The sequence below is a fragment of the Rhodococcoides kyotonense genome (assembly GCF_900188125.1).
In the GTDB taxonomy this organism is placed as follows: Bacteria; Actinomycetota; Actinomycetes; order Mycobacteriales; family Mycobacteriaceae; genus Rhodococcoides; species Rhodococcoides kyotonense.
This window is the reverse complement of record NZ_FZOW01000004.1, coordinates 300,209-326,229: the sequence shown is the minus strand read 5'-3', so window position 1 is coordinate 326,229 and position 26,021 is coordinate 300,209. Positions and strand designations below refer to the sequence as shown.

Sequence of the window (26,021 nt, the reverse complement as noted above, 5' to 3'; positions counted from 1 at the left end):
GGTCGTGACCCTTCACCTATACGACACCGAGACGAGGGCCCTGCGGGAATTCACCCCCTTGGTCCCTGGCCATGCATCGGTGTATCTGTGTGGGGCAACGGTGCAGGGTGAACCGCACATCGGGCACGTGCGCAGCGGAGTTGCGTTCGACGTGTTGCGGCGGTGGCTGCTCGCGCACGAGTACGACGTCGCGTTCATCCGCAACGTCACCGACATCGACGACAAGATCTTGAACAAGGCTCGCGACGCAGGCCGCCCGTGGTGGGAGTGGGCCGCGACGTACGAGCGGTCGTTCACGTGGGCCTACGACAAGCTCGGTGTGTTGCCGCCGTCGGCAGAGCCACGCGCGACCGGACACATCACGCAGATGGTCGAGCTGATCGAGCGTCTCATCGCGTCCGGGCACGCCTACGCGGCAGAAGGCGACGTCTACTTCGACGTCGTGAGTTTCCCCGATTACGGCGCCTTGTCCGGCCACAAGCTCGACGACGTCCACCAGGGTGAGAGTGCGGGTGCGGGCAAACGCGATCCGCGAGACTTCACGTTGTGGAAGGCTGCGAAGCCCGGTGAGCCGTCGTGGCCGACGCCGTGGGGCCGCGGTCGGCCCGGTTGGCATCTCGAGTGCTCGGCGATGTGCGAGGCATACCTCGGTCCCGATTTCGACATCCATTGCGGTGGTTTGGATCTGGTGTTTCCGCACCATGAGAACGAGCGCGCGCAGAGCAAGGCCGCAGGCGACGGATTCAGTCGGTACTGGCTGCACAACGGCTGGGTCACGATGGGCGGCGAGAAGATGTCGAAGTCGCTCGGCAATGTCCTGTCGGTGCCCAATGTTTTGAAAAACGTTCGGCCGCAGGAACTTCGGTACTACCTCGGCAGCGCGCACTACCGGTCCATGTTGGAGTACTCGGACAACGCACTGCAGACGGCTGCCGTCACCTATCGCGGCATCGAAGGGTTCGTGAAGCGTACCGTCGAACGTGCAGGAGAGGTTCCCCTCGGAACCTGGACAAACGATTTCGCCGACGCGCTGAACGACGACCTGGGTGTGCCGAAGGCCCTCGCTGCAGTCCACGCGACGGTGAAGTCAGGAAACAGCGCGCTCGAGAGCGGCGATCTCGGCGGTGCCGTCGAACATGCGTCGAAAGTCAGGGCAATGCTCTCGATCCTCGGCGTCGACCCGCTCGACCCGCACTGGGCCACCGGTGGCGGCGACAACGATGCCGTCGAGGGCGCGCTCGGAGTGCTCGTCGACGCACAACTTCAAGCTCGCGCACAGGCGAAGATCGACAAGGATTGGGCCACAGCGGACGCGATCAGAGATCGTCTCGCGAAGGCCGGAATCGACGTGACAGACACTCCCAACGGGCCCGAATGGTCCGTCGGGGCAACCAGTAGTACCGACGAAGCAGGGCAGTGATGGCAGGCAATTCCAGTAGGCGCGGCGCAGTTCGCAAGACGGGCACCAAGAAGGGGCAGGTCGCCGGTTCCGGCGGCAACCGTCGCCGCGGTCTCGAAGGACGCGGTGCGACGCCTCCCGCCGAGGCACGCACCAAGCATCCCGCGGCGCGTCGGGCCAAGCTCGCCGAGAAGTCGGCACAGTCTCAGGGCCGGCAGGGTGGCGGACGCGTCGCAAGCCGGAAGAACGACGACGGCCCCGAGGTCGTCCTCGGACGTAACCCGGTCGTCGAGTGCCTGCGTGCGGGTGTGCCCGCGACGGCTCTGTGGGTCGCCACCGGTACCGACAGCGACGACCGACTGAAGGAGAGCGTGCAGCGCGCGGCCGACGCCGGCATCTCCATTCTCGAGGTCCCGCGTTCCGATCTCGACCGGCTCAGCGCCAACGGCCTGCATCAGGGTCTCGCCCTGCAGGTGCCGCCGTACCGCTACGCGCATCCGGACGATCTGATCGGCGCGGCTCGGTCGCATCAGGAACCAGCTCTGCTCGTCGCGCTCGACAACATCACCGATCCCCGCAACCTGGGTGCCGTCGTGCGTTCGGTGGCGGCGTTCGGTGGACACGGAGTCGTCATTCCACAGCGGCGCAGCGCAAGCGTTTCCGCGGTCGCATGGCGAACCAGTGCCGGTGCAGCGGCACGACTTCCCGTCGCTCGCGCGACCAATCTGACTCGTACGCTGAAGGATTGGCAGACCAAGGGTGTCACCATCGTCGGCCTCGACGCGGGTGGCGACACCACGCTCGACGACTTCGACGGTAGCGGTCCCATCGCGATCGTCGTCGGTTCCGAGGGTAAGGGCCTCTCGCGTCTCGTGCGTGAGAACTGCGATCACATCCTGTCGATCCCGATGGCAGGGCCGGTCGAGTCCCTCAACGCATCGGTGGCCGCGGGCGTCGTGCTCGCCGACATCGCGCGTCAGCGGCGTCTCTGAGCGGCTTCGTCGGTCGTGATTCGGGTCCACGCGGCCGATAGCCGGAGCTGGTGATTTTCGGCACAGGCTCCGGATTTGATCATGGCTCAGTACATCGACGTCAGCCATGACGCCTACGACCGACTGAGCGAGATCGCACCGACCGTGACGACGTCACCCGATCATCCCGATTTCGGCATGCTGGATCTCGACGTCCTCGTGTGGAATACCGGCAGCAGCGAAGGTGCGAGCGACCGGATCCGAGTGATCCCCACGTACCAGGCTTTGAACGTGGCGAAGGATGGGCGCGATGTGTTCGTCGACGACCCCATCGTGTCCGGAGCGATGACCTGGGGAACGGTACTGAGCCTTCCGTTCGCGATAGACGCTCTGGTGCCTCGGCTGTCGGTGGCGGCGTCCAGGTAGCGGCCTTGTCGCCCGTGTAGTCGATCTCTGTACTGCTTTCCCGCATGGGTGGTAGTGCAGGTCATTCGGAATACGTTCCAGACATCGTATTCGAACGTATATTCGACAAATTGTAGTTCGTGGGCTAAGCTTGGCGCATGCTTTCGGGGGATAGCGTGCCAGGGGTGGACCCGTCGGTCGACGGTGAAGATGCGGCGAATGCTGCTCCGCTGCAGGATGAATCGGCAACGCTGAGTTCGGTGTTGCCGATCGAGGCTGGGTATCCGAAGCATGTAGTGGAGGTCATCGAGGAGCATGTGGAGGTGCTCGGTCGGATTCAGACGGTGGCGCTGCCGAATTCCGACCGTAGGGCTTTGCTGACGCGGATGGAAATGGTGTCGCGGGCGTTGTTCGGCATGTCGCACACCTGGATCGCGGATCTGATGGACCAGCACGGGTTGGACGATATCTATGGTTCGGTGCCCGACGCGTTGGCGGTGTTGATGCGGTTCTCGCGGGCGCGGGCGGGACAGCGTGTGCGCTTCGCGGAGCAGTTCGGGGAGCGGACGGCGATGTCGGGGGAACGGCTGGAACCGGTGCTGGCGGCGACGGCGATGGCTGCGGAGGACGGTGTTCTCGACGAGGAACATCAGAACACCGTGCGGCTGTTCTTCAAGCGGTTGGGTTCGAAGGTCGATCCGGAGACTCGGGAGTCGGCGGAGCGGCAGCTGTCGCAGTTGGCGAAGGAACTGCTGCCGGACGAGTTCAAGGCTGCAGCACGGCGGTTGTACGACTCGTTGGATCCCGATGGGGACCTGCCGCCGGATCAGGTGGCGGATCGTGCGTACGTGCGGTTCGGGGTGCAGGGTGAGGACGGGTTGTCGAAGGTGACCGGCGTGGTCGACGCCGAGTTCCGGTCCTATGCGGAAGCGATGTTCGCGAAGTGGGCCAAGCCCGGGATGTGCAACCCGTCCGACGAGAAACCGGTCGTCGACGAACCCGATCAGGACAACGACGAACCCGATCAGGACAACACAGACGGCGATACGAACGTCAGTAGTAGCAGCACCGGGCAGGGCGGGCCGACCTTGTTCGACAGACCCGACGGCACCGAGAGCGACGTCCGACACCCTGGTGACTGGGACGACCATGGATCTGGGAGCGAGTCGGGCGTACGTGACACACCTGATTGCGGCGGCGAGGGCTCCGAGCCGAAGTCCCAGGCAGAGGTGGAGGCCGAGCGCAGGGCTGCTCGCGATCACCGCGGTCAGGGGCGGCGCCAGCATGACGCGATGAAGGTGGTGCTGCGGCAGATGTTGGCGTCGGGGAAGCTAGGCCAGCATCGAGGACTACCGGTGACAGCGATCGTGTCGATGAACCTGAAAGATCTGGAAGCCGCGTCGGGGCATGCGGTGACCGCCACCGGGTCGCTGGTGAAGATGCGCGACGCGATTCGGATGGCATCGCACGCGCATCACTACCTGGTGATCTTCGACAATGATGGACGGCCGTTGCACCTGGGTCGGTCGAAGCGGCTTGCATCGGCAGATCAGCGGATCGTGTTGATGGCCTCCGACCGTGGGTGTACGCATCCGGGCTGCACAAGGCCTGCAGTGTGGAGCCAGGTGCACCATATCGACGAGTGGGCCAAGGGCGGCGGCACCAATATCGATTCGCTGACGCTGGGTTGCGATCAGCATCACCAGCTGATCGGGCCGTCGGACTCCGAGTGGGCGACAACGAAAGCCGGACCCGACCACCGGTACCCAGGCCGCACCCTGTGGCATACGCCCGCCATAGTCGACCCGAGCAGGCGCGGGCGGGTCAATCACTACCATCATCCGAACGAATACATCTATCCCAATCCGGACGTCCCGCGGCCCGATATCCCACGGCCCGATATCCCACGGCCCGATATCCCACAGCCGGATGTCCCGCCGCCTGACGCGGACGGCCGGGCGAGGGAGACTCCGGACTCAGCGGCCTGACCGGGCCGCTGATCCCGGCCAACCTCTCATATCCGCTGTATGCGGCACAGAGCACCACATGTGCCGCCTACAGTCATGCCCGGACGTGAAAACGCACGGAGTCACCAGGCCTGAGTTGCCCGAGCTCCGGCAGATCCTCGCTGACCACGACGCCGACCACCGGGTAACCCCCGGTCACCGGGTGATCGGCGAGAAACAACACAGGCTTTCCGTCCGGCGGTACCTGCAGGGCGCCGGACACCATTCCCTCGCTGGGCAATTCGTCGGTCCCGGATCTCTCCAGCGCAGTCTCGCCGTCGAGTCGGAGTCCGACACGGTTGGAATCGGCGGTCACCGACCAGTCCTGAGAGAACAGCACTTCAGGATCGGCGAACCAATCGGCACGAGGACCTAGGATGACCGAGACGTCCAGCGTCCCTGTGATTCTGGAGGTGGGCGCGAGATCGGTTGCCGGCCAATCGGATAATTCGTTGCCGACGGCGAGTGTGTCTCCTGCGGTCACTGGCCTCGGGCCGAGCCCCGACATCGTGTCGGTCGACCGACTGCCAAGAACAGGGTCGACATCGATCCCGCCCCTTACCGCGATGTATGTTCGCAACCCCGAAGTCGGTGTGCCGATGCTCAATTCGTCACCGTCGTGCAGGTCGAGTGTGCAATACATCCCGTCCGGAATGCCGTTCACCGTGATGCCACCGTCAGCGCCGGTTACCGCCGTCACGACACTTCCGTGTGCACGGATACGCAGGCCACCCATGGTCACTTCGAGAGTTGCAGCGTCACAGGCATTGCCCACCAGCCGATTTGCGGTGTCATGTGATCGAAGGTCCGCTGCGCCGGACCGTCCCACGCCGATCGACGAGTACCCTGGGCGCCCGCGATCCTGCACCGTGCACAGAGGCCCGGGTGCGACGATTTCGATCGACGTCATCGCGCCTCGAATCTGACGGTGACTCCGGGTCGCAGCAGGGCAGGGGGATCGCGGTGCGGGTCCCAGAGAACCGCGTCGGTGGTGCCGATCAGCTGCCAACCGCCGGGAGAGCTGCGCGGGTACACGCCGGAGAACGCACCGGCCAACCCGACAGACCCGGCGGGAACCGTCGTACGTGGGGTTGCTTTGCGTGGGACGTGCAGTCGGTCGTCGGTGCCGACGAGATACCCGAAGCCCGGTGCGAAACCCCCGAACGCGACCGTCCACACCTGATCGGTGTGTGCCGAGATGACTTCTGCGACAGACAATCCGGTGGATCGAGAGACGTCCTCCAGGTCGTCGCCGGTGTAGGAGACGGGGACGACGATCTGCTCGGCGTCGGAAATGTCGAGGTTCCGGTCCGGTTCGGTCTCGCGAATCCACTTCAGAACCCGATCGCGGTTTCCGCTGTGCCGAACGAGCACCGTGCGTGCGGCGGGAACGAGGTCGGTGACGTCGTCGATGACGGTGGCTTCGAGCGCTCGGTGCCATGACATCGTCTCCGCCAAGTCGTCGTATTCGACGAGTAGCGCTCGATCACCGCAATCGTGGACGATCATCAGACGAAGGCAGAGATGTCGATGTCGTTGTCGGACAACAGTGTCTGGATCGCGAGTGCCATGTCGACGGCGCCGGGTGAATCGCCGTGTACGCAGATCGATTCCGCGTCGACGGAGACCGTCGATCCGTCGATCGCCTCGACGACACCGTCTCGAACGAGGCGCAGTACCCGCTGCGCTACCTCGGACGGATCCGACAGCACGGCACCCTCGGTACGGCGGGACACGAGCTCACCCGTCGGTGTGTAGGCACGGTCGGCGAAAGCTTCTGCCACTGTGCGCAATCCGGCGCTGCGTGCCTCGTCGAGAAACACGGAGCCCGGCAACCCGAGTACGGGCAGCGTCGGATCGTAGCTTCGTACCGCCTCCACGACGGCTCGCGCCTGCTCGCGGTGCGTCACGATCGCGTTGTACAACGCGCCGTGCGGTTTGACGTATGCGATCGCAGAACCGGAGGCCTGTGCGAGGCCGTCGAGGGCGCCCATCTGATACAGGACGTCGGCCGTCAGATCGGCAGGTTCGATGTCGATGAACCGTCGACCGAAACCGGCCAGATCGCGGTAGCCGACTTGCGCGCCGATACGTACGGCGTTCTCGGTGGCCGCGCGGCACGTGTCGAGGATGGTGCGAGGGTCACCGGCGTGGAACCCGCAGGCGACGTTGGCGCTCGTGACGATGGACAGCATCGCGTCGTCGTCGCCGAGTGTCCAGGTGCCGAAGCTCTCGCCGAGGTCGGAGTTCAAATCGATGGAAGGCATCGTGACCAGTCTAGGCCCGTGATCATCGGCGAGGCAGATCTACCGGCGCACGCAATCGCGAGTGCGGTGACCGAACGTCACATCTCAGGCCGGCAGAACCCTGCCCGAGTTCGCTTTACGCCGGGACCCGACGGCCCGGCAGATCAGGTAGATGACGAACGAGATGGTGGTGACGAAGGTCGACACTGGAACGCCGGGAGCAAGGGACAGCAGGATCCCTCCGACCGCGGCGGTTTCGGCGAACAGGATCGACAGCAACGTTGCCTTCAGCGGGCTGGCGGTGACACGGGCGGCGGCTGCGGCCGGCGTGATCAGCAGCGACAGCACCAGCAACGCCCCGACGATCTGCACGCCGAGTGCGCACGCGACGCCGACCAACACAGCGAACACGACGGCCAATCCTCGCACCGGGACGCCGCGGGCGAGTGCGACCTCTGGATCGGTGCTGGCGAACAACAACGGTCGATAGACGACGGCGAGCACGATCAGCACGACGACGGCGCAGATCAACAGCAACTGCAGTCCGCTCTGCCCGACGCCGACGATCTGGCCGATCAGCAGCGAGAAGCTCGTCCCCGTACGTCCGGGATACAGCCAGATGAACAGTACGGACAGGCCCAGACCGAACGACATGATGACGCCGATGACCGAATCACGATCGCGCGCTTTGGAACCCAGCAACGCGAACATGATCGCCGCAACCACCGAACCGACGATCGCGCCGAGTCCGACGGTGATCCCGACGAGCAGAGCAGCGGATGCACCCGTCAGCGACAACTCGGACGACCCGTGCACGGCGAACGCCCACTGCCTGCTGACGATCAACGGCCCGAGCGCGCCCGCGAGCAAGCCGAGAATGGCTGCGGCGATGAGCGCGCTCTGGACGAAGTCGTAGCTCAGCAGATTCGCGGTGGTGCTGAAGTCGAACATCTTGGAGAAGGCGTCGATCACCTTGTCGTTCATGCCGGATCCTCGGTGGGGGGATGATGTGCGCCTGCGGTTCCGAGCGCGTCGATCGAGTCTCCGGTGCCGACGACGACGAGCCGTCCGCGCACGTGCAGGACCTCGACCTCGGTGCCGTACAACTCCGACAGCACTTCGGTCGTCATGACCTCGGTGGGTGCGCCGATGCGGAATTTGCCGTCGACGATGTACACGACCCGATCCACCAACGGCAGAATCGGATTGATCTCGTGGGTGACGAACAGGACGGCGGTGTCGTGCTCCCGGCGTCGGCGATCGATCAATCCCGACACGAGCCGCTGGTTCGCGAGGTCGAGGCTGAGCAGGGGCTCGTCGCACAGCAGAACGGACGGATCGCCGACGAGTGCCTGCGCGATGCGCAGTCGCTGCTGCTCGCCACCGGACATGGTGCCGACGGGAGCGCCGGCGAACGCGCCCGCGTCGACCTGGTCGATCGCACTCTGCACGATGCGTTTGCGCTCACGCATGCCACGCAGGCCGAGTCCCCACCGGTGACCGTCCCAGCCGAGCCCGACGAGGTCCCGCCCGCGGAGGGGGAGACCGTCGTCGATGCTTCGTTGTTGCGGGACGTATCCGACCCCGGACTGCCCGTGACGGACGGGCTGACCGGCGATCGTCGCCGTGCCGTGCGTCAGATGATTCTGGCCGAGCAGGACCTTGAGAAGCGACGTCTTTCCCGACCCGTTGGGGCCGAGGACCGCGATGAACTCACCGCTCTCGACCGTCAGGTCCAGGTTCTGCCACAACGTGCGTTCACCGAATGCCAGGGCGGCGTCACGCAGTTCTACAGCAGACATGATCTACAGCTTTCCAGTACCGCCGAAGCGGCGACCACTCAGGATGCAGACAGTTATCGAGATGCAGACAGGGCAGTCTGGAGATCCTGGGCTGCCTTGGTCTGCCATTCGATGTACGTCATGCCCTCGGGGAGCGTTTCGGTGACCTCGACGACGGGGACACCCGCTGCTTCGGCCGTCGCGCGGATGTCCTCGGTGACGGAATCGACGGTCTGCACGTTGTAGACGAGTGCCTGGACCGAGTTCGACGCGAACAGGTCACGCGTCTGCGCGATCGACGCGGGCGACGGGTCGTTTCCTTCCTCGATGGCGTTCTTGAAGTCGTCCGGTGTGACGTCGGTGAGTCCCGACTCCTCGATCAGGTAGTGCGCGATCGGCTCGGTCTGCGCGACGGGTGCGCCCGGGTGGTCGGCGGCGATCTTCGCGGTCACGTCGGTGATGTCGTGGGCCTGATCGTGGAAGGTCTCGGCGTTGGCGGTGTACTGCGCGGCGTTGTCCGGGTCCAGCTGCCCGAGCTTCTCGGCGATGGATTCGGCTGTCGCAGCGGCGACTTCGGCGTCGTACCAGACGTGCTCGTTGTTCTCGCCGTGGCTGTGGCCGTGATCGTCGGCGGGTGCCTCGGTGGTCTCTTCGGCGTGTGCTGCGTCGTCGTGAGTGTCTTCACCGTGCGCATGATCGGCGTCGAGCAGGTCGTACGCGTTGACCGACGGCACGTCCTTGCCCTCGGTGCCGAGGATGTCCTCGATGAACTCGTCGTAGCCGCCGCCGTTGTAGACGACGAGGGACGCCTCGGCGACCTTCGCCGCGTCACCGGCGCTGGCTTCGTAGGAGTGCGGGTCGGCGGACGGGTCGGCGATGATCGAGTCGACGGTCGCGAGGTCGCCCGCGACAGCTTCGGCGACGCTGCCCCAGACGTTGGTCGACGCGACGATGGTGATCGGTCCGTCGACGGGTGACGCGGGAGCAGAGCCGGCAGTGTCGGTGTCGGAGCTGCACGCGCTGAGCGTCAGAGCTGCGGCGCAGGTCAAGCCGAGCGCGGCAACGGTGTTACGAGAAAGGGATCGCACGGGTGCTCCTTGGGACTGTTCGTATAAATGCAATTGGAAACCGTTTCCGTTGTACTCTAGCGGCCGATCGGCCGACGATCGAATCGGTCAACTTTCACAACCAGTGCCTTTGCGGCTAACGTCCCCATATGTCCAGGTCGAGGGAGCCGCGTCGTCCCGCCACGTTGGCGTCCATCGCCGCCGAGTTGAAGGTGTCGCGCACAACTGTGTCCAACGCCTACAACAGGCCCGACCAGTTGTCGCCTGAGCTGCGCGAACGCGTGCTGATGGCAGCCAAGAGGCGCGGGTATGCCGGGCCGGATCCCGTCGCCCGATCGCTGCGCACACGCAAGGCAGGCGCGGTCGGTCTGTTGTTGACGGAAGCGCTGAGCTACTCGTTCCGCGACCCGGCCGCGATGGCGTTCCTCGCAGGCCTCGCCGAATCGTGCGAGGCGGCAGGGCAGGGTCTGCTGCTCATCCCGGCCGGACCCGAGCGCGACGACACCGCTGCTGCCGCTGTCGTGCAGCAGGCAGGTGTCGACGGATTCGTCGTCTACTCCGTCGCCGACGACGACCCCTACCTGATGGCGGTACGCGAACGTCACCTTCCGATCGTCATCTGCGATCAGCCGCGCGGCGTTCCGGAGGCTGCGCTCGTCGCGATCGACGACCGCGCTGCGATGAAGGAGATCGCAGAACAGGTGATCGCTCTGGGGCACAAGCACATTGCGGTGTTGTGCATGCGTCTCGGACGCGACCGCCGCGATGGCGTCGTACCGCCGAAGCGCTTGGAGGGCAGTCACTTTCACGTGCAGCGTGAGCGGATCGCCGGTGTGCACGAAGCAATGGAGGAAGCCGGACTCGACCCGAGTACGCTGACCGTCGTCGAGCGGTTCGAGCACACCAAGAGATCCGGGCATTCCGCTGCGGCGCAAGCACTTCAAGCCAATCGCGACACGACGGCACTGCTGTGCACCACCGACGTACTGGCGCTCGGAGCGTTGAACTTCGCCAAGGTGTCGGGCATCGACGTGCCGCGCCAGTTGACGGTCACCGGATTCGACGGCGTCGAGGCAGCGATCCGCGACAACGTCACCACCGTGCGTCAGGACGCCGAAGAGAAGGGTCGACGCGCGGGCACGCTGCTGCTGTCGACGTCGCACTCCGGTGTCATGGCGACCGAGATCCTGCCGACCGAGCTGGTCAAGGGGCGGACGGCCGCGGCGCCGCCGGTGTGACCCGTTTTTTTATCGCTTGAATGCGCCATTCATACGATCTGAACGTATGAATGGCGCATTCAAGCGATGGGAAAACTCAGCTCAGCAACGCCGCACACCTGAGCAACCCGAGGTGGCTGTACGCCTGCGGATGATTGCCGAGCGACCGTTCGGCGACGGGGTCGTACTCCTCACTGAGCAGACCCGTCGGCCCGGCTGCACTGACGAGTTGGGCGAACAACGCCTCCGCCTCGGACCGCTGCCCGACGAGCAGGTACGCCTCCACCAGCCACGCGGCACACAGGTGGAAGCCACCTTCGCCGCCGGGAAGACCGTCGTCATGGTGGTAGCGGTACACCGTCGAGCCGCTGCGCAGTTCGGCCTCGGTGGCGGTGACCGTAGACGCGAAACGCGGGTCGGACGGGTCGATCAGACCGGACAACCCGATGTGCAGCGTCGCCGCGTCCAGATCGATGCCGTCGTAGGCGGCGGTGAACGACTGGACCTCGTCGTTCCAGCCCTGCTCGAGGACCTCGGTACGAATGTGGTCGCGCAGCGTCGTCCAGGTCGGTTCGGTCTCCCGGTCGAAAGTCTCCGCGAGCGTCAGTGCCCGGTCGATGGTCATCCACCCCATCACCTTCGAGTACACGTGGTGACGCGGGTTGCCGCGGATCTCCCAGATGCCGTGATCGGGCTCGGACCACCGACGTTCGACGGCTTCCACCATCGCGCGGACGAGTGACCAATCGTCCTCGGAGAGAGCCTCTTTGCCGTCCAAGCCCTGAGCCTGACGCGCATGCGACAGCGTTGAGATGAGGTCGACGATCGGCCCGAAGACGTCGAGCTGCACCTGCTGGTTCGCTGCGTTCCCGACGCGTACCGGGCGCGAGCCCGCGTAGCCGGGTAGCTCGTCGATGACGGCCTCCGGCGGAAGGCCGAGTCCCCAGATGGTGTAGAGCGGGTGCAGTCGCTCCGGGCCCGGAACCGATTGCAGCACACCGTGAATCCATGCCAGGTAGTTCTCGGCCTCACTCAGGGAGCCGACGCTGACGAGGGCGGATGCGGTGAGGGCCGCGTCGCGCAGCCAGCAGTAGCGGTAATCCCAGTTGCGGACACCGCCGATCTCCTCGGGCAGCGACGTGGTCGCGGCGGCCATGATCGAGCCGGAGTCGGAATGCACCAACCCGCGCAGCGTCAGCGCGGACCGCTTCATCAGATCGCGCTTGAGTGGGGGCAACGACAGGCCGTCGACCCAGCTGCTCCAGTAGGCCTCGGACTGCGCACGACGTTCCACCTCGGGCACTCGCGACGGCCCGAGATCTTCTGTGCCGAGCCGCAATTCGAGCACGACGGGTCCCTCGGTGGGATCGATCTGCGCGTGGGCAGTCTGCTGGGCACCGTCGGACACGATGTTCCACTTGACGCCGGGGCTACGCAGCACCATCGCGTCGGCGGTGCCGTAGATCCGCAGGCCGTCGGCCTCCGGTTCGAGCCGGACCCAGACCTTGCCGAACTCGGGACGAGGCGCGAACGTGACCACGGCGGTCGCCTTGCCGGTGACGACGCGAGTCAACGCGGTTTGGCCGGTGGGGACGTCGTGCGGCAGGTAGTCGGTGACCTGCAGGCTGGACCACTTGGTCTGCACCGTCATGGTTCCGTCGACGTACTGCTGACTCAGCGGCAGCGCCGCCCTCGTCGGGCCGATGCTGAAGTGGCCTGCGCCGTCGCCGCCGAGAAGGTGCGCGAAGATCGCTGCGGAATCGGGCTCGGGGTGGCACAGCCACGTCATCGTCGCTTCGGGCGTCAGGAGCGCGACCGCGTTGGGGCTGGCGAGCATCGTCAGACGCTCGATGCGTGGGGCGTCGGCACCTGACAGCCACTGCCGACGCTGATCGAGCAGGAATGCGAGGGCGAGCGACACCTGTTCGGTGCTGTCGATGCGGAACTCCGCGGCGGTGTCCCCTGGCCCGACCTTGACGCCGATGTCCGGGCCGTGGAGACGCGCGAACGCCTTCTCGTCGGTGACGTCGTCGCCGAAGAAGACTGCGGCCGTTGCCGCTTCCTGATGACGCAGGATGTCGAGCGCGGCTCCCTTGTCGGTGACGATGACGGCCAATTCGATGACCGACTTGCCCTCGGTCACCTGCACGCCCTCGCGCGTGGCGACGCCTTCGCGTACCGCGTTCAAAGCTCGTTCGGCGTCGTTCGATTCGGCGTTGCGCACGTGCAGCGCCGCGCTCGCCGGCTTCGTCTCGACGCTCACACCGGGAAAGCGGGAGGCGATCGATTTCATCTCGTCCGAGATGGTCGCGAGAAGGTTCTTGGCCTTGTCGTCGATGGCATGAATGAAGCCGACGTCGAATTCGCTTCCGTGACTGCCGACGAGCTGAACCTCGGCCGGAAGTCGGGACAGCGTCGCGAGATCACGCAGAGCGCGACCGGAAATGACAGCCGCGGTGGTTCCGGCGAGAGTTGCGAGGCCGCGCATCGCATTGACCGACTCGGCATGCGGGAACGCCTTGTCCGGATCGGACACGATGGGCGCCATCGTCCCGTCGTAATCCGAGGTGACGAGCAGTCGTGGCGTTCTGGCCACCCCGATCAGGGCGCGGCGAAGTTCCAGCGGCAGATCCTGTGCAGTCACACTTCGAATCTATGCGATAGCGGTCGGTCCGGCTCACTCGGACGCTACCTCAGTCGAGCGGCTTGCCGTTCCCGAGCAGAAGGTCGACGGTCAGTTCGAGCCGCGCTGCGACGTCCGTCGCCGACGATCGACGCGTCAGCCACGCGACGAGATTCGACAGCCACACGTCGCTGATGACGCGAGCGATACTGAGCTGCAAGTCCGTTGGCTCACCGTCGCTCATCGCCTTGGCGAACAAACGGTCCATCAGGCGACCCACCTGATCCACCTCGGCGGCCGCGGACGCGTCGGCGAACATGAAGGCGCGTGTCATCGCTTCGGTGAGAAGCGGATCACGCTGCATCGCTCGTGTGATCTGTCCGAGGATGAGGTGCATGCGCTCCTGCGGGGTCTGGCCCGGCGGGAGTTTGCGACGGGAATCGATCTTCTCGAATTCACGCGCGAGCGCGGACACCAGTAGGTGCACCTTGGACGGGAAGTACCGGTACAGCGTTCCGACGGCGACGTCGGCGCGTTCTGCGACGGCACGCATCTGCACGGCCTCGTATCCGCCCTTCGAGGCGAGGGCGAGGGTGGCGTCGAGAATGCGTTTGCGGCGTTCGCGCTGCGCGTTGGAACTCAGGTCGTCGTCGCTGAGCACGCCGACCGAACGCAGCGGCGTCGGTGTCGACGGCGTGGCTCCGTCCTTGTCGGCGGGTTCTGACACACCCGGCCGAGATGAAGAGGTCATCGTTGGTTTTCCTTCTTACCTCGAGCTTGACCAGCTAGCGTATTAGAACACGTTCTAGATGTAAAAGTCATCTCGAGAGCTGGGGTTTCACTGTGACCATTGCCACGACAGAGGATCAGCGCGACGTCCAGAATTCGATCCGTTCCTGGGTGTCCTCCGCGCAACCGACAGTAACTTTACGCGCTCACGACCTGGAGGTGTGGCGCACGTCCTGGCCCGGACTCGTCGGCCTCGGCGTGTTCTCGGTGGCCGTGCCGGAGGACGCAGGCGGGGCGGGCGGGACCGTCCCCGATCTCGCCGCGATGATCGAGGAAGTCGGCGCGGGTCTCGTCGGCGGGCCGGTGATCTCGACGGCCGTCGCCGCCATGATCGACAGCGATGAGGCCATGATCGACAGCGATCGACCGTGTGCGCTGGTGGTGCCGCCAGGTTCCGTGCGCGGTCGTGTCGACGGGGCCGTTCTGGTTCTCGATGGGGAGGTCGACGTCGTACTCGGCCTCGCGGACGGTGTCGACGTGCTGGTGCCGGTCGACGCAGGTGAAGAACTGTGGTGTCGGGTTCCGGCCGACGCCCCCGGCGTGAAGATCGAGGCGCTGACCGGCCTCGACCACAGCATGCCGTCGGCGAGGCTGTCTCTGACCGGAGTCGAGGCGCAGCACATCGTCCGCGGCGTCGGGTTCGCACGCGTGCGCGACCTCGCGGTGACACTGTCCGCCGCCGAGGCAGCGGGCGTCGCGGGCTGGTGTCTGCGCACGGCCGTCGACTACGCGAAGATCCGCGAGCAGTTCGGCGCCCCGATCGGCAGCTTCCAGGCGATCAAGCATCTGTGCGCCGACATGCTGTGTCGCGTCGAAAAGGCAAGGGCTGCAGCGTGGGATGCGGCAGTGGCGGCCGACGGACGCGAGTTTCCGCTGGCTGCGGCCGTCGCCGCGTCGATCGCGTTCGACGCAGCCGTCGAGACCGCCGAGGACTGTATCCAGGTGCTCGGCGGCATCGGGTTCACCTGGGAGCACGACGCGCACCTGTATCTACGACGCGCTCTGTCGCTGCGGCAGGCGTTCGGCGGCACGTCGCGGTGGCGTCGGCGGGTGACGGAACTGTCGCGAGCAGGGGCGCGTCGACACCTCGAGATCGAGCTGGGGGATGCGGGACTGCGCGAGAACATCCGATCCGACGCCGCAGCCATCGCGCGCGCCGAGGATCCGCGCGTCGCATTGGCAGAGTCCGGGCTTGCAGCTCCCCATTGGCCGCGTCCGTACGGCCGAGATGCAGGGCATGCGGAGCAGTTGATCGTCGCCGAGGAGCTCGCGGCGGCAGGCGTCGAACCGCCTGACCTGGTGATCGGCTGGTGGGCGATGCCGACGATCCTCGAACACGGAACGGCCGAGCAGATCGACCGATTCGCAGGCCCGACGTTGCGCGGTGACATCACCTGGTGCCAGCTGTTCAGTGAACCCGAGGCGGGCTCGGACTTGGCGTCGCTCCGGACGACGGCTACCCAGGTCGACGGCGGCTGGCGGCTGCGTGGCCACAAGATCTGGACGTCGCTGGCACGCGAGGCCGATTGGGCGATCTGCCTCGCCCGGACCGACCGCGATGCCCCGAAGCACAAGGGAATCAGCTACTTCCTCGTCGACATGCGCACGCCGGGGATTCGCGTCGAACCGCTGCGTGAGATCACCGGTGATGCGGTCTTCAACGAGGTCTACCTCGACGACGTCGTTGTTCCGTCCGACTGTCTCGTCGGTCGACCGGGGGACGGGTGGAAGTTCGCACGGACGACTCTGTCGAACGAGCGTGTCGCGATGAGCCGCGGGTCTGCACTCGGATCGGCACTCGAAGACGTACTGAAGGCGACGGCAGATTCTTTCGACGCGGCTCTCGACGACCGTCTCGGTGGGCTGCTCGCAGACGGGCAGGTCGGCGCGGTCCTCGACGTCCGTGCGATGCTCCGACGCCTCGACGGGCAGGACCCAGGCCCCGAATCGAGCGTCCGCAAGCTCGTCGGTGTTCGGCACCGGCAAGACGTCGCCGAATTCGCGCTGGAGGCGTCGGGACTCGCAGGCGTCGTGGACGGCCCGCTCGCGAAGGAGATGTTGCTGACGCGGTGCCTGTCGATCGCAGGCGGCACGTCGCAGATTCTGAAGACCGTCGCTGCCGAGCGGATTCTGGGGCTGCCGCGGTAGTGCCGCTGCGCGGCCCGTGCGTGCGTAGTTGGTCAGGAGACCAACTCTCCGCGCACGGGTGGCGTAGTCACACCCGAGGATGCTAAAAATAGAACACGTTCTACCGGCTCGGACGGAGGTACGCGTGGACTTCACCGGAAACGAGACCCAGACGACGGTGGCCGACATGGTCGCGTCACTCCTGGCTCGCGATCTTCCTGCATCGAGAACGGCCGACCTTCATGCGGCGATGACGGAGGCAGGTCTGTTCACGATGCTGCTTCCCGAAGCCCTCGGGGGCGACGGATCCGGGCTGCTCGACGCGGCCGCCGTGCTCACCGAGCTCGCCAAGGCGGCGGCGGTAGGGCCTTCACTGGCGACCATGGGGTTCGGAATCGTTCCGCTCGTGACGCTCGCCGACCAAGAGCTCGTCGAGCGAACCGTCACGCCGGGGTGCATCCTGACCGCCGCGTTGATGGAACCCGGCCGCCCCTTCCCGACGCATCCGCAGACGGTCGCGAATCTCGACGGCGACACTCTCAGAGTCACGGGTACCAAGATCGCCGTCGCTTATGCGGAACAAGCGCGGAGCATCCTGGTGCCGACGTCGGCGGGCGTCGTTCTGGTCGATCCCACCGCCGACGGAGTGCGTCTCACTCGGACGCCTGCATCGAGCGACGACCCCGAGTATGCGATCGAATTCGACGGTGCACCAGCCGAATTCGTGACGTCGGACATCGACGCGCTGTATCGGATCGCGACGGCAGCGATCGGCGCCGTCGCCGACGGTCTTGCTGCGGGCGCCGTCGAACTGACTGCTCGCCACCTTGCCGACCGTCGCCAATTCGGCAAGCCCCTCGCGACGTTCCAGGCCGTCGCGGGTGAGATCGCCGACGTGTACATCGTCTCTCGCACACTGCATGTCGCGGCGACGTCCGCCGTATGGCAGGTGCAGTCCGACAGTCCAGCCGATGACGGTGACATCCTCGCGTACTGGATAGCGTCGGAACTGCCCGCGGCGATGCAGATGTGTCACCATCTGCATGGTGGTATCGGTGTCGACATCAGCTATCCGATGCACAAGTTCTACTCTGCCGCAGCGGATCTCGCGCGGCTCGTCGGAGGATCATCGTACCGGCTCGACCTCGTGGGGGCAGCGTGTTCGTCGAACTGACCGAAGAGCAGTCCAAGCTTCAAGCCGAACTACGGCACTACTTCGCCGATCTCGTCAGCGAGGACGACGCGGACACGATGATGACGGAGCGGCACGGCCCGACCTACCGCCGCATCATCGAGAGGATGGGTTCGGACGGGTGGCTCGGCGTCGGCTGGCCGAAGGAGTTCGGCGGCCGGGGATTCGGTGACGTCGAACAGTCCATCTTCGTGAACGAGGCTGCACGAGCGGATGTTCCGCTACCCGCGGTGACGCTGCAGACCGTCGGGCCGACGTTGCAGAGATACGGCACCGACGCCCAGAAGGACAGGTTTCTGACATCCATTCTGGCAGGGAAGGTTCACTTCGCGATCGGGTACACCGAACCGGAAGCGGGCACGGACTTGGCATCGCTGCGGACCACGGCGGTGCGCCACGGTGACGAGTACATCGTGAACGGACAGAAGATCTTCACGACCGGTGCGCACGACGCCGACTTCATCTGGCTCGCAGTGCGCACGGGAACGCCTGATTCACGGCACCGCGGTATCTCCATGCTGATCGTCGACACCACCGATCCGGGGTACTCGTGGACGCCCATCATCACGTGCGACGGCGCCCATCACGTCAATGCCACCTACTACTCCGATGTCCGTGTGCCCGTGGACATGCGGGTCGGAGACGAGAACGCCGGCTGGCGTCTCATCACCACACAGCTGAACCACGAACGCGTCATGCTCGGACCGGCCGGCCGCATCGCAGGTCTGTACGTGCGACTGCGAGACTGGGCCGACAGTCACGGTCTCCTCGACCAACCGGACATGCGTCGTGCACTCGGTGAGATTCACGCGACGTTCCGCATCAACGAGCTTCTGAACTGGCAGGTCGCCTCGAGCGCAGCCGATTCCGTGGATATCGCCGACGCGTCGGCGACGAAGGTGTTCGCCACCGAGCGTGTCCAACGGGTGGGCAGACTCGCGGCCGAGATGGTCGGGCGGTACGGAACTCCGACGGACGCCGACACCGCACAACTCATGACCTGGTTGGACAAGCAGATCAAACGGAATCTCGTCATCACGTTCGGCGGCGGCGTCAACGAGGTGATGCGCGAACTGATCGCGACGGCCGGACTCGGACTACCGCGGGTGATCCGATGAGCGAATCCATCACAGAGGCCGCGCAACGTATTGCCGCACAGGGAGAGTCATCGCCACGCTTCGGCCGCGACCCGATCAACCAGCCGATGATCAACAACTGGGTCGAAGCGATCGGCGACACCAATCCCATCTACGTCGACGACGAGTCCGCTCGGGCTGCCGGTCACGACGGTATCGTCGCGCCTCCCGCGATGGCGCAGGTCTGGACGATGGGTGGGCTCCACCGGCCGCGATCGGGTGACGATCCACTCGGACAGATCATGGACATCCTCGACGACGCCGGGTTCACCTCCATCGTCGCGACCAACTGCGAACAGACCTACCATCGTTATCTCGTTCTGGGCGAGAAGGTTTCGCTTCGCGCTCGCCTCGACACTGTCGTCGGGCCGAAGAAGACCGGACTCGGCCACGGCTGGTTCGTGACGGTGCTCAACACGTGGTACGTCGGCGACGAGCCGGTGGCGGAGATGCTGTTCCGAGTGCTGAAGTTCGCACCCGAGAGCAAGCCTGATTCGAGCCGGCAGATCCGACCCGTCGCATCGCAGGAAACCGAGTTCTTCTGGGAAGGAACTCGGCAGGGAGAGCTGAGAATCCAACGTGTGCAGGATGGTTCGATCCGGCATCCGCCGATTCCGGCGATCTGGCAGGACAAGAGCAAGCCCATCGACTACGTCGTCGCGAGTGGTAGGGGAGTGGTGTTCAGCTACGTCGTCCACCACGCTCCCGCAGTGCCGGGCCACACGGTGCCGTTCGTGGTGGCGCTCGTCGAACTGGAGGAAGGGGTACGGATGCTCGGAGAACTGCGGGGAGTCGAACCGTCGGACGTCGTAGTCGGCTTACCCGTGCAGGCCGAGTTCATCCGAATCGACGACGACCTCACGTTGCCTGCCTGGAAGGTAGCCCGGTGATCGCGACCGTCGGCGACGTGCTGCCGGAGCTGCAGGTCACCGCCGATCCGACGTTCATCGTGTCGACTGCGTTGGCCACCAGGGACTTTCAGGACGTACACCACGATCGTGACAAGGCCGTCGAACGGGGTTCGAAGGACATCTTCGTCAACATTCTCACCGACACCGGCCTGGTTCAGCGTTTCGTCACGGACTGGGCCGGACCGACTGCCGTAGTGCGCTCCATCGCACTGAAACTCGGTGTCCCCTGGTATGCGTACGACACGTTGACACTGACCGGAAGCGTGGCGGAGGTTCTCGGCGGTGAGGTGACCGTCGACGTCGTCGGCAGGGATTCGCTCGGGGACCACATCACGGCGACGGTGAGGTTGGCATGAACGCGCTGTCCGGCAAGGCGGCGATCGTCGGAATCGGAGCGACGGACTTCTCCAAGAACTCCGGGCGCAGCGAACTACGTCTCGCCGCCGAGGCGGTGACGGCCGCGCTGGACGACGCGGGTCTGAGCCCCGACGACGTCGACGGTCTGACGACGTTCACCATGGACACCAACACCGAGACCGCCGTCGCACGGGCCGTCGGCATCCCGAACCTGAAGTTCTTCAGTCGAATTCACTACGGCGGCGGCGCGGCGTGCGCGACGATTCAGCAGGCTGCGATGGCCGTGGCGACCGGGGTCGCCGACGTCGTCGTCGCGTATCGGGCATTCAACGAACGCTCGGGTGCCCGATTCGGGCAGGTCGCGTCGCATCTCGCGCAGGCGCCGACGTCGTCGGGCATCGATGCAGGATGGTCGTATCCGCACGGGCTCGGCACACCCGCATCGTTCGTCGCGATGGTCGCGCGTCGCTACATGCACGTCTACGGCGTGACCAGCGAGGACTTCGGGCGCATCGCCGTCGCCGATCGTAAGCACGCGGCGAACAACCCGGCGGCGTTCTTCCACGGAAAACCGATCACGCTGGAGGATCACCAGAATTCGCGGTGGATCGCCGAACCACTGCACCTACTCGATTGCTGTCAGGAATCCGACGGCGGTATCGCGCTCGTCGTGACGTCGGTGGACCGTGCGCGGGACCTGGCGAAGCCTGCCGCCGTCGTCACCGCGGCAGCGCAGGGAAGCGGCGCGGACCAGTACATCATGACCAGTTACTACCGGGATGCGATGACGGGACTGCCGGAGATGGGCCTTGTCGGCGATCAGTTGTGGGCGCAGTCGGGGCTGACTCCGTCGGACATCCAGACTGCGGTTCTGTACGACCACTTCACTCCGTACGTGCTGATGCAGTTGGAGGAGTTGGGATTCTGTGAACGCGGTGAGGCAAAGGATTTCATCGGTGACGGGGCGATCGAACTCGGCGGCCGACTGCCCCTCAACACACACGGCGGGCAGTTGGGTGAGGCATACATCCACGGGATGAACGGAATCGCCGAGGCCGTTCGTCAGATTCGGGGCACGTCGGTCAATCAGGTGCAGGACGTCGAGAACGTCCTCGTGACGGCCGGGACCGGGGTTCCTACGTCCGGTCTCGTTCTGTCTGCTCCTCGGCAAGCATCGCGTCCGCGGACTCGGTGACGATCTCGAGCATCGCCTGTTCCGCGGCTGCGGCATCCCCGGCCTGGATCGACGATGCGACGATGCCGTGCAGGCGGATCGCTTCGGGTTCGGCGCGGTGCGGCATCAGATCGTGGCGAGTGCGGCCCGCGAGGACCTCGACGACGATGTCGGACATCGACCGCAGCATCGGATTGCCCGACGCGGCCAGAAGCGTGCGGTGGAAGTCGGAATCGTGCGTCAGGTAGGCGTCGGAATCGGCGGCTCGTGACGTCGCCGACATGCCGATCACCGCGGCCGTCAGCTGTCCGCACTGCTCGGGGGTGGCTCGTCGCGCCGCGAGCTTGGCAGCCAAAGGCTCTATACCGGAACGCATTTCGCTGAGAATCGACAGCTGCCGGGCGCGGTTGGGTCCGGCGAGCTGCCAGCGGATGACGAGCGGGTCGAGCGAGTTCCACAGATCGGAACCCTGCACGGTGATGCCGACGCGTCGTCGGACTGTCAACAGTCCGAGGGATTCGAGGACGCGCACGACCTCGCGGACGACGGTTCGTGAGACCTCGAAGCGCGCTGCGACGTCGTCGGCCGAGATTCGGGTACCGGTAGGCACCGTGCCGCTCACGATGTCCAGCCCCAGTTTCTCCAGGACGGAGTCGTGCAACTGCAGGAACTCGGCGCTCGCTTCGGTTGCCACCGCTCGATTATGCGGCCACGCCACCCGTGTGGGGAAAGTAGGCGCGGACGCTCCGGTCTATTCGTAGTACGAATCAGTCAGCACCTTGCAATTCACCACATTATTGGGGATAGTGAGGCCGGTCACCCGCACTACCACGGCGTGACTACCTCACCGAGACGGACCGAAACATGCTCACAACACTCGCCCAGGCTGCGGACGACGCAACCGCGTCCGACCTGCAGCTGATAGCGGCCGCGGTGGTCGGCGTCGCCGTCATCATCGCGCTCATCACCTGGCTGAAACTGCACCCGTTCATCTCGCTCACCGTCGGCGCTGTCGGCGTCGGCATCGCAGCCGGGCTCGGCGCGGCCGATTCGGTGGCCGCCTTCGTCAAGGGCTTCGGCGAGACGATGGGCAGCGTCGGCATCCTCATCGGCTTCGGTGCGATGTTCGGCAAGCTGCTCGCCGACTCGGGCGGAGCGGATCGTGTGGTCGACACACTCGTCGGCCGATCGAGTCCGCGAATGCTGCCGTGGACGATGGCGCTCGTCGGCGCAGTGATCGGCCTGCCGATGTTCTTCGAGATCGGGCTCGTGCTGATGATGCCGGTCATCATCCTCGTCGCGCGCAGGTCGGGGCAGTCGCTCATTCGCATCGCGATCCCGACTCTCGCGGGTCTGTCGGCCATGCACGGACTCGTGCCGCCGCATCCGGGTCCGCTCGTGGCGGTGTCCGCCTTGAACGCGAACCTCGGCCTGACGCTCGGACTCGGTGTGCTCGTGGCGATTCCGACGGTCGTCGTCGCAGGCCCGTTGTTCGGCAGACTCGCGGCGAAGTGGGTCGACGTGCCGGTGCCCGCGCTGTTCGAGACCGGGGACGACGAGAACGACAACGAGAACGGTCGACGACGGCCGACCTTCGCCGCGACTCTCGTAGCCATCCTTCTGCCCGTCGTACTGATGCTGGGCAAGGCTCTCGCGGATGTCGTTGCAGCGGAATCGGATTCTCCGCTGAAGGGGCTCCTCGATTTCCTCGGCACCCCGATCGTCGCGTTGGGTCTCGCGGTGCTCGTCGGTATCGGTCTTCTCGGCAAAGGCGGCGGAATGGACCGTGCGGCCATCGCGACATCGCTCGAAAGCTCGCTGCCGCCGATCGCAGGAATTCTCCTGATCGTCGGCGCGGGCGGTGGATTCAAGCAGGTGCTGATCGACACGGGAATCGCCGACGTCATCGCCGACGCGATCAGCTCGAGCAGTCTGCCGGTTCTGTTCCTTGCGTGGCTGGTCGCGGTGCTCATTCGCGTCGCGACGGGGTCGGCGACGGTAGCGACGGTGACCGCGTCGGGCATTCTCGCGCCTGTTGCTGCGGAACTGCCGTCGACGCACGTGTCGCTGATGGTGTTGGCGATCGGAGCGGGTTCGTTGTTCCTCTCGCATGTGAACGACGCAGGTTTTTGGTTGGTGAAGGAATATCTGGGTACATCGGTGGTGCAGAACTTGAAGACATGGAGCGTGATGGAATGCGTGATCTCGGTGGCGGGCCTGACGGGCGTGCTGGCGTTGAGTGTGGTGATCTGACGTGAGCACCACACATCCAGTCCTGGTTCTGATGGGAGTGTCGGGTTCGGGAAAGTCCACTGTGGCAGGCATTCTCGCCGGTGCGCTCAAGTGGGATCTCGAAGAGGGCGACGATCTACATCCGGCGTCGAACGTCGCGAAGATGGCGTCGGGTACGCCGCTGACCGACGAGGATCGATGGCCGTGGCTCGAGACGATCGCGGATTGGATTCGGGCACATACGGAGTCGGGCAAACCCGGAATCGTCACGTGTTCGGCGCTCAAACGCAGCTATCGCGACGTGTTGAGAAAAGGCTCGGACGGCACTGTCGTATTCGTCCATCTCGCCGGAACTCGGGATCGAATCAGTGGGCGGCTCAATGCGCGCATGGATCACTTCATGCCGAGCACCCTTCTCGACACGCAATTGTCGACGCTCGAGCCGATCGAACCGGACGAGGACGCGATCGTTGTCGATGTCGGTCCTCCGCCTGCCGAAGTCGCGGCTCGGATCATCGCCGAATTGGAGAAGAGATTTCAGTGAATGAAGCAGCGACGCTGGTTTTTACGTATTACAAATGAATGATTGTCTTGCCAAAAGTGTGGCAAATAATAGATAGTGTGCTGGTTCACTGAAGGAGGTAACAGTCGATGGTGAGAGGTGCGCCTTCCCGTCCGGTGGAATTGCCGGTGCCGTGCGCCGACGTCTGGGACTGGCAGCTCCACGGCCTGTGTCGCGGTTACGACTCCTCGGTGTTCTTCCATCCCGAAGGTGAGCGCGGGCGGGCTCGGGCAACGCGAGAAGAAAAGGCGAAGAACGTCTGCGGACGGTGCCCCGTTCTGTCCCAGTGCCGGTCGCACGCACTGTCGGCGAACGAGCCGTACGGAGTGTGGGGCGGCATGTCGGCCCACGACAGGGCGGACTACTACCGCAGTGAATCCACGCCGGCCTGAAATCTGCCTTTCTTGTCGGTGGGGCCGTGCATGATGTCGACCCATGAACAAGGTCCTTCGCGCCACGCTCGTCAGTGCGGTCGTCATCACCACCGTCATCGGCATCGCGTCGTTCGTGTTGAGTTTCGCCGCACTGTGGGACCTGGCCACGATGGCGGGTGTTCCGCGGGTTCTGTCCTGGTTGTGGCCGGTCATCGTGGACGGCACCATCCTGCAGGCCACCATCTCGGTCATCACTCTGGCGCAATTCGACGATCAACGCAGTGGGCGACGCTTCTTCTGGTGGGTCCTCGTCATCGCGGCTCTCGTCAGTATCGGGGCGAATGCGATGCATGCCTTCATCTCCCACGCAGGGGTGCTCCATCCGGCCTTGTCGGCGGTCATCGCAACGGTCGCCCCGGTGAGCCTTCTCGCGGCGACGCACGGCCTCGGAATTCTGGTGCGGATCCCGTCCGAGACACCGGAACCCGCGCCGATCGTCGAACAAGCGTCTGCCGTGAGCGTGCATACCGAGCGCCCGGCAGCCGACACCGCCGTATCGGTGCCTCCCTCACCGGAAGTGCTGTCCTGGAACGATATAGAGACGGTTTCATCGAAAGAGTCTGCGCCGCAGCCGCTGTCCCGACCGGTCTCGCGGCCCGTAGTCTCGCCGGCTGCTGACGCCGAGTCGGTTGTCGAACCGCTCGAAGACGTCGACCGGTGGATTCTCGACGAGGAGCGTGCCGACGACCTCTACCCGGTCGAGGCTCCGTGAGTCCCGCCGAACTTCTCGTGATGGATCGCGTCGGCCAGGGGGCGGCCGTGTCTCCACCCGAACCGCTCGAGATCCGGAGTTCGTTGGAACTCTGTGACGGGTCCGACGCACAGCCACGCGATCGGCCTGACCGGTGCGGGAATGTCGAGCAGTTCGGTCAGGAACACCTCGTCGTAGAACGACACCCACCCGACGCCGATCGACTCTGCCACCGCGGCGAGCCACAGGTTCTCGATCGCGAGCACCGCCGAGAACAAGCCGGTGTCGTCCACCGTGGCCCGCCCGAGTATGTGTGATCCTCCGCGGGTGGGGTCGTACGTGACGACCACGCCGGTGCGGCTGGTCTCGATGCCTTCGATCCGGATCGGATCGAACGTGGTCCTGCGTTCCGGAGGGAGAGATTCGGCGAACGCGCCCCGCTGCTCTCCGACGTGCCGGGCGAACGTCGACAGCGTTTCCGGTGAGCGCACCACCACGAAGTCCCACGGTTGTGTGTTCCCGACGCTGGGAGCCTGGTGGGCAGCGGACAGAATGCGGTGCAGCGCAGCGTCGTCGATGCAGGTGCCATCGAACTCGGCTCGTACGTCGCGGCGCGACGCGATCGCCGTATAGAGCGACATGGCGGAGGGTGGGGTGGCTGAGTGTGGGGTGGCTGAGGGTGGGGTGGCGGAGTGTGGGGT

The 26,021-nt window shown here is 65.3% G+C and carries 25 protein-coding genes; 15 read left to right on the top strand and 10 right to left on the bottom strand.

Going from position 1 to position 26,021, the window contains the following annotated elements; all coding sequences use genetic code 11:
• Nucleotides 1-4 precede the first annotated feature (4 nt).
• The 4 genes from cysS to CHB96_RS09265 all read left to right on the top strand — a co-directional run bounded on the left by cysS (nucleotide 5) and on the right by CHB96_RS09265 (nucleotide 4,763).
• Nucleotides 5-1,420, top strand: coding sequence for a cysteine--tRNA ligase (gene cysS, locus CHB96_RS09280; protein WP_089245505.1), 1,416 nt, complete (start codon nucleotides 5-7; stop codon nucleotides 1,418-1,420).
• Complete coding sequence (gene rlmB, locus CHB96_RS09275; protein ID WP_089245301.1) at nucleotides 1,420-2,391, top strand: 23S rRNA (guanosine(2251)-2'-O)-methyltransferase RlmB; 972 nt, start codon at nucleotides 1,420-1,422, stop codon at nucleotides 2,389-2,391. Before cysS ends, rlmB begins: the two co-directional genes overlap by 1 nt.
• An 81-nt stretch (nucleotides 2,392-2,472) precedes the next feature.
• Nucleotides 2,473-2,796, top strand: coding sequence for a hypothetical protein (locus tag CHB96_RS09270; RefSeq protein ID WP_245865380.1), 324 nt, complete (start codon nucleotides 2,473-2,475; stop codon nucleotides 2,794-2,796).
• Between the two features lie 164 nt (nucleotides 2,797-2,960).
• Nucleotides 2,961-4,763 (top strand): HNH endonuclease signature motif containing protein, encoded by a 1,803-nt coding sequence (locus CHB96_RS09265; protein WP_217899937.1) that lies wholly within the window; start codon nucleotides 2,961-2,963, stop codon nucleotides 4,761-4,763.
• A 73-nt stretch (nucleotides 4,764-4,836) separates the two neighbouring features.
• Here the strand turns inward: CHB96_RS09265 and CHB96_RS09260 are convergent, their stop codons facing one another.
• The 6 genes from CHB96_RS09260 to CHB96_RS09235 all read right to left on the bottom strand — a co-directional run bounded on the left by CHB96_RS09260 (nucleotide 4,837) and on the right by CHB96_RS09235 (nucleotide 9,896).
• The gene (locus tag CHB96_RS09260; RefSeq protein ID WP_089245297.1) at nucleotides 4,837-5,691 is read right to left on the bottom strand and encodes a 5-oxoprolinase subunit C family protein; all 855 of its coding nucleotides are present in this window, start codon (nucleotides 5,689-5,691) and stop codon (nucleotides 4,837-4,839) included.
• Nucleotides 5,688-6,290 (bottom strand): 5-oxoprolinase subunit PxpB, encoded by a 603-nt coding sequence (gene pxpB / locus CHB96_RS09255; RefSeq protein WP_089245295.1) that lies wholly within the window; start codon nucleotides 6,288-6,290, stop codon nucleotides 5,688-5,690. The genes CHB96_RS09260 and pxpB overlap by 4 nt, the downstream gene beginning before the upstream one ends.
• Complete coding sequence (locus CHB96_RS09250; protein WP_089245293.1) at nucleotides 6,290-7,048, bottom strand: LamB/YcsF family protein; 759 nt, start codon at nucleotides 7,046-7,048, stop codon at nucleotides 6,290-6,292. The genes pxpB and CHB96_RS09250 overlap by 1 nt, the downstream gene beginning before the upstream one ends.
• An 84-nt stretch (nucleotides 7,049-7,132) precedes the next feature.
• Nucleotides 7,133-8,011 carry a metal ABC transporter permease gene (locus CHB96_RS09245; protein WP_089245291.1) on the bottom strand — a complete coding sequence of 293 codons (879 nt, stop codon included), beginning with the start codon at nucleotides 8,009-8,011 and terminating at the stop codon, nucleotides 7,133-7,135.
• On the bottom strand, nucleotides 8,008-8,829 hold the full coding sequence (locus CHB96_RS09240) for a metal ABC transporter ATP-binding protein (RefSeq protein WP_089245289.1): 822 nt from the start codon (nucleotides 8,827-8,829) through the stop codon (nucleotides 8,008-8,010). Before CHB96_RS09240 ends, CHB96_RS09245 begins: the two co-directional genes overlap by 4 nt.
• Before the next feature lie 53 nt (nucleotides 8,830-8,882).
• Nucleotides 8,883-9,896, bottom strand: coding sequence for a metal ABC transporter solute-binding protein, Zn/Mn family (locus CHB96_RS09235; protein ID WP_089245287.1), 1,014 nt, complete (start codon nucleotides 9,894-9,896; stop codon nucleotides 8,883-8,885).
• 128 nt (nucleotides 9,897-10,024) lie between these two features.
• On the opposite strand from CHB96_RS09235, the gene CHB96_RS09230 reads away from it, so the two are divergent.
• Nucleotides 10,025-11,113, top strand: coding sequence for a LacI family DNA-binding transcriptional regulator (locus CHB96_RS09230; protein WP_176444219.1), 1,089 nt, complete (start codon nucleotides 10,025-10,027; stop codon nucleotides 11,111-11,113).
• A 76-nt stretch (nucleotides 11,114-11,189) separates the two neighbouring features.
• On the opposite strand, the gene otsB is transcribed toward CHB96_RS09230, so the two are convergent.
• Nucleotides 11,190-13,736, bottom strand: a complete 2,547-nt coding sequence (gene otsB / locus CHB96_RS09225; protein ID WP_089245283.1) for a trehalose-phosphatase — start codon at nucleotides 13,734-13,736, stop codon at nucleotides 11,190-11,192.
• A 49-nt stretch (nucleotides 13,737-13,785) separates the two neighbouring features.
• On the bottom strand, nucleotides 13,786-14,466 hold the full coding sequence (gene kstR / locus CHB96_RS09220) for a cholesterol catabolism transcriptional regulator KstR (protein ID WP_245865379.1): 681 nt from the start codon (nucleotides 14,464-14,466) through the stop codon (nucleotides 13,786-13,788).
• 92 nt (nucleotides 14,467-14,558) lie between these two features.
• On the opposite strand from kstR, the gene CHB96_RS09215 reads away from it, so the two are divergent.
• The 6 genes from CHB96_RS09215 (at nucleotide 14,559) to CHB96_RS09190 (ending at nucleotide 21,422) form a co-directional block, all read left to right on the top strand.
• Entirely contained in the window at nucleotides 14,559-16,652 is a 2,094-nt protein-coding gene (locus CHB96_RS09215; protein ID WP_089245281.1) for an acyl-CoA dehydrogenase family protein, read from the top strand.
• A 124-nt stretch (nucleotides 16,653-16,776) separates the two neighbouring features.
• A complete protein-coding gene (locus CHB96_RS09210; protein ID WP_089245279.1) occupies nucleotides 16,777-17,805 on the top strand; it encodes an acyl-CoA dehydrogenase family protein in 1,029 nt (342 codons plus the stop codon).
• Nucleotides 17,790-18,941 carry an acyl-CoA dehydrogenase family protein gene (locus CHB96_RS09205; protein ID WP_089245277.1) on the top strand — a complete coding sequence of 384 codons (1,152 nt, stop codon included), beginning with the start codon at nucleotides 17,790-17,792 and terminating at the stop codon, nucleotides 18,939-18,941. The genes CHB96_RS09210 and CHB96_RS09205 overlap by 16 nt, the downstream gene beginning before the upstream one ends.
• Nucleotides 18,938-19,849, top strand: a complete 912-nt coding sequence (locus CHB96_RS09200) for a bifunctional MaoC family dehydratase N-terminal/OB-fold nucleic acid binding domain-containing protein (RefSeq protein WP_089245275.1) — start codon at nucleotides 18,938-18,940, stop codon at nucleotides 19,847-19,849. Before CHB96_RS09205 ends, CHB96_RS09200 begins: the two co-directional genes overlap by 4 nt.
• The gene (locus CHB96_RS09195; RefSeq protein ID WP_089245501.1) at nucleotides 19,849-20,226 is read left to right on the top strand and encodes a MaoC family dehydratase; all 378 of its coding nucleotides are present in this window, start codon (nucleotides 19,849-19,851) and stop codon (nucleotides 20,224-20,226) included. The genes CHB96_RS09200 and CHB96_RS09195 overlap by 1 nt, the downstream gene beginning before the upstream one ends.
• Entirely contained in the window at nucleotides 20,223-21,422 is a 1,200-nt protein-coding gene (locus CHB96_RS09190; protein ID WP_089245273.1) for a lipid-transfer protein, read from the top strand. Before CHB96_RS09195 ends, CHB96_RS09190 begins: the two co-directional genes overlap by 4 nt.
• On the opposite strand, the gene CHB96_RS09185 is transcribed toward CHB96_RS09190, so the two are convergent.
• Nucleotides 21,364-22,095: a FadR/GntR family transcriptional regulator gene (locus CHB96_RS09185; RefSeq protein ID WP_089245271.1), complete on the bottom strand. Its 732-nt coding sequence runs from the start codon at nucleotides 22,093-22,095 to the stop codon at nucleotides 21,364-21,366. The two genes, CHB96_RS09190 and CHB96_RS09185, sit on opposite strands and share 59 nt — an antisense overlap.
• Nucleotides 22,096-22,265: 170 nt before the next feature.
• Between CHB96_RS09185 and CHB96_RS09180 the strand changes: the two genes are divergently transcribed.
• The 4 genes from CHB96_RS09180 (at nucleotide 22,266) to CHB96_RS09165 (ending at nucleotide 25,341) form a co-directional block, all read left to right on the top strand.
• Nucleotides 22,266-23,654: a GntP family permease gene (locus CHB96_RS09180; protein ID WP_089245269.1), complete on the top strand. Its 1,389-nt coding sequence runs from the start codon at nucleotides 22,266-22,268 to the stop codon at nucleotides 23,652-23,654.
• Between the two features lie 31 nt (nucleotides 23,655-23,685).
• Complete coding sequence (locus tag CHB96_RS09175) at nucleotides 23,686-24,177, top strand: gluconokinase (RefSeq protein WP_089245499.1); 492 nt, start codon at nucleotides 23,686-23,688, stop codon at nucleotides 24,175-24,177.
• Between the two features lie 107 nt (nucleotides 24,178-24,284).
• Nucleotides 24,285-24,587 (top strand): WhiB family transcriptional regulator, encoded by a 303-nt coding sequence (locus CHB96_RS09170; RefSeq protein WP_089245267.1) that lies wholly within the window; start codon nucleotides 24,285-24,287, stop codon nucleotides 24,585-24,587.
• 43 nt (nucleotides 24,588-24,630) lie between these two features.
• A complete protein-coding gene (locus CHB96_RS09165; protein WP_089245265.1) occupies nucleotides 24,631-25,341 on the top strand; it encodes a DUF2637 domain-containing protein in 711 nt (236 codons plus the stop codon).
• Here the strand turns inward: CHB96_RS09165 and bluB are convergent.
• Nucleotides 25,320-25,961: a 5,6-dimethylbenzimidazole synthase gene (bluB, locus tag CHB96_RS09160; protein ID WP_089245263.1), complete on the bottom strand. Its 642-nt coding sequence runs from the start codon at nucleotides 25,959-25,961 to the stop codon at nucleotides 25,320-25,322. The genes CHB96_RS09165 and bluB overlap by 22 nt on opposite strands.
• Between the last annotated feature and the right edge of the window lie 60 nt (nucleotides 25,962-26,021).

Bases quoted from the DNA above. Each gene is read 5' to 3' on its own strand.
- CHB96_RS09245 (WP_089245291.1), bottom strand. From the start codon at position 8,011: ATGAACGACAAGGTGATCGACGCCTTCTCCAAGATGTTCGACTTCAGC.
- pxpB (WP_089245295.1), bottom strand. From the start codon at position 6,290: ATGATCGTCCACGATTGCGGTGATCGAGCGCTACTCGTCGAATACGAC.
- rlmB (WP_089245301.1), top strand. From the start codon at position 1,420: ATGGCAGGCAATTCCAGTAGGCGCGGCGCAGTTCGCAAGACGGGCACC.
- CHB96_RS09180 (WP_089245269.1), top strand. From the start codon at position 22,266: ATGCTCACAACACTCGCCCAGGCTGCGGACGACGCAACCGCGTCCGAC.
- CHB96_RS09230 (WP_176444219.1), top strand. From the start codon at position 10,025: ATGTCCAGGTCGAGGGAGCCGCGTCGTCCCGCCACGTTGGCGTCCATC.
- bluB (WP_089245263.1), bottom strand. From the start codon at position 25,961: ATGTCGCTCTATACGGCGATCGCGTCGCGCCGCGACGTACGAGCCGAG.
- CHB96_RS09165 (WP_089245265.1), top strand. From the start codon at position 24,631: ATGAACAAGGTCCTTCGCGCCACGCTCGTCAGTGCGGTCGTCATCACC.
- CHB96_RS09200 (WP_089245275.1), top strand. From the start codon at position 18,938: ATGAGCGAATCCATCACAGAGGCCGCGCAACGTATTGCCGCACAGGGA.
- CHB96_RS09240 (WP_089245289.1), bottom strand. From the start codon at position 8,829: ATGTCTGCTGTAGAACTGCGTGACGCCGCCCTGGCATTCGGTGAACGC.
- CHB96_RS09175 (WP_089245499.1), top strand. From the start codon at position 23,686: ATGGGAGTGTCGGGTTCGGGAAAGTCCACTGTGGCAGGCATTCTCGCC.
- kstR (WP_245865379.1), bottom strand. From the start codon at position 14,466: ATGACCTCTTCATCTCGGCCGGGTGTGTCAGAACCCGCCGACAAGGAC.
- CHB96_RS09170 (WP_089245267.1), top strand. From the start codon at position 24,285: ATGGTGAGAGGTGCGCCTTCCCGTCCGGTGGAATTGCCGGTGCCGTGC.
- CHB96_RS09250 (WP_089245293.1), bottom strand. From the start codon at position 7,048: ATGCCTTCCATCGATTTGAACTCCGACCTCGGCGAGAGCTTCGGCACC.
- CHB96_RS09190 (WP_089245273.1), top strand. From the start codon at position 20,223: ATGAACGCGCTGTCCGGCAAGGCGGCGATCGTCGGAATCGGAGCGACG.
- CHB96_RS09270 (WP_245865380.1), top strand. From the start codon at position 2,473: ATGGCTCAGTACATCGACGTCAGCCATGACGCCTACGACCGACTGAGC.
- CHB96_RS09260 (WP_089245297.1), bottom strand. From the start codon at position 5,691: ATGACGTCGATCGAAATCGTCGCACCCGGGCCTCTGTGCACGGTGCAG.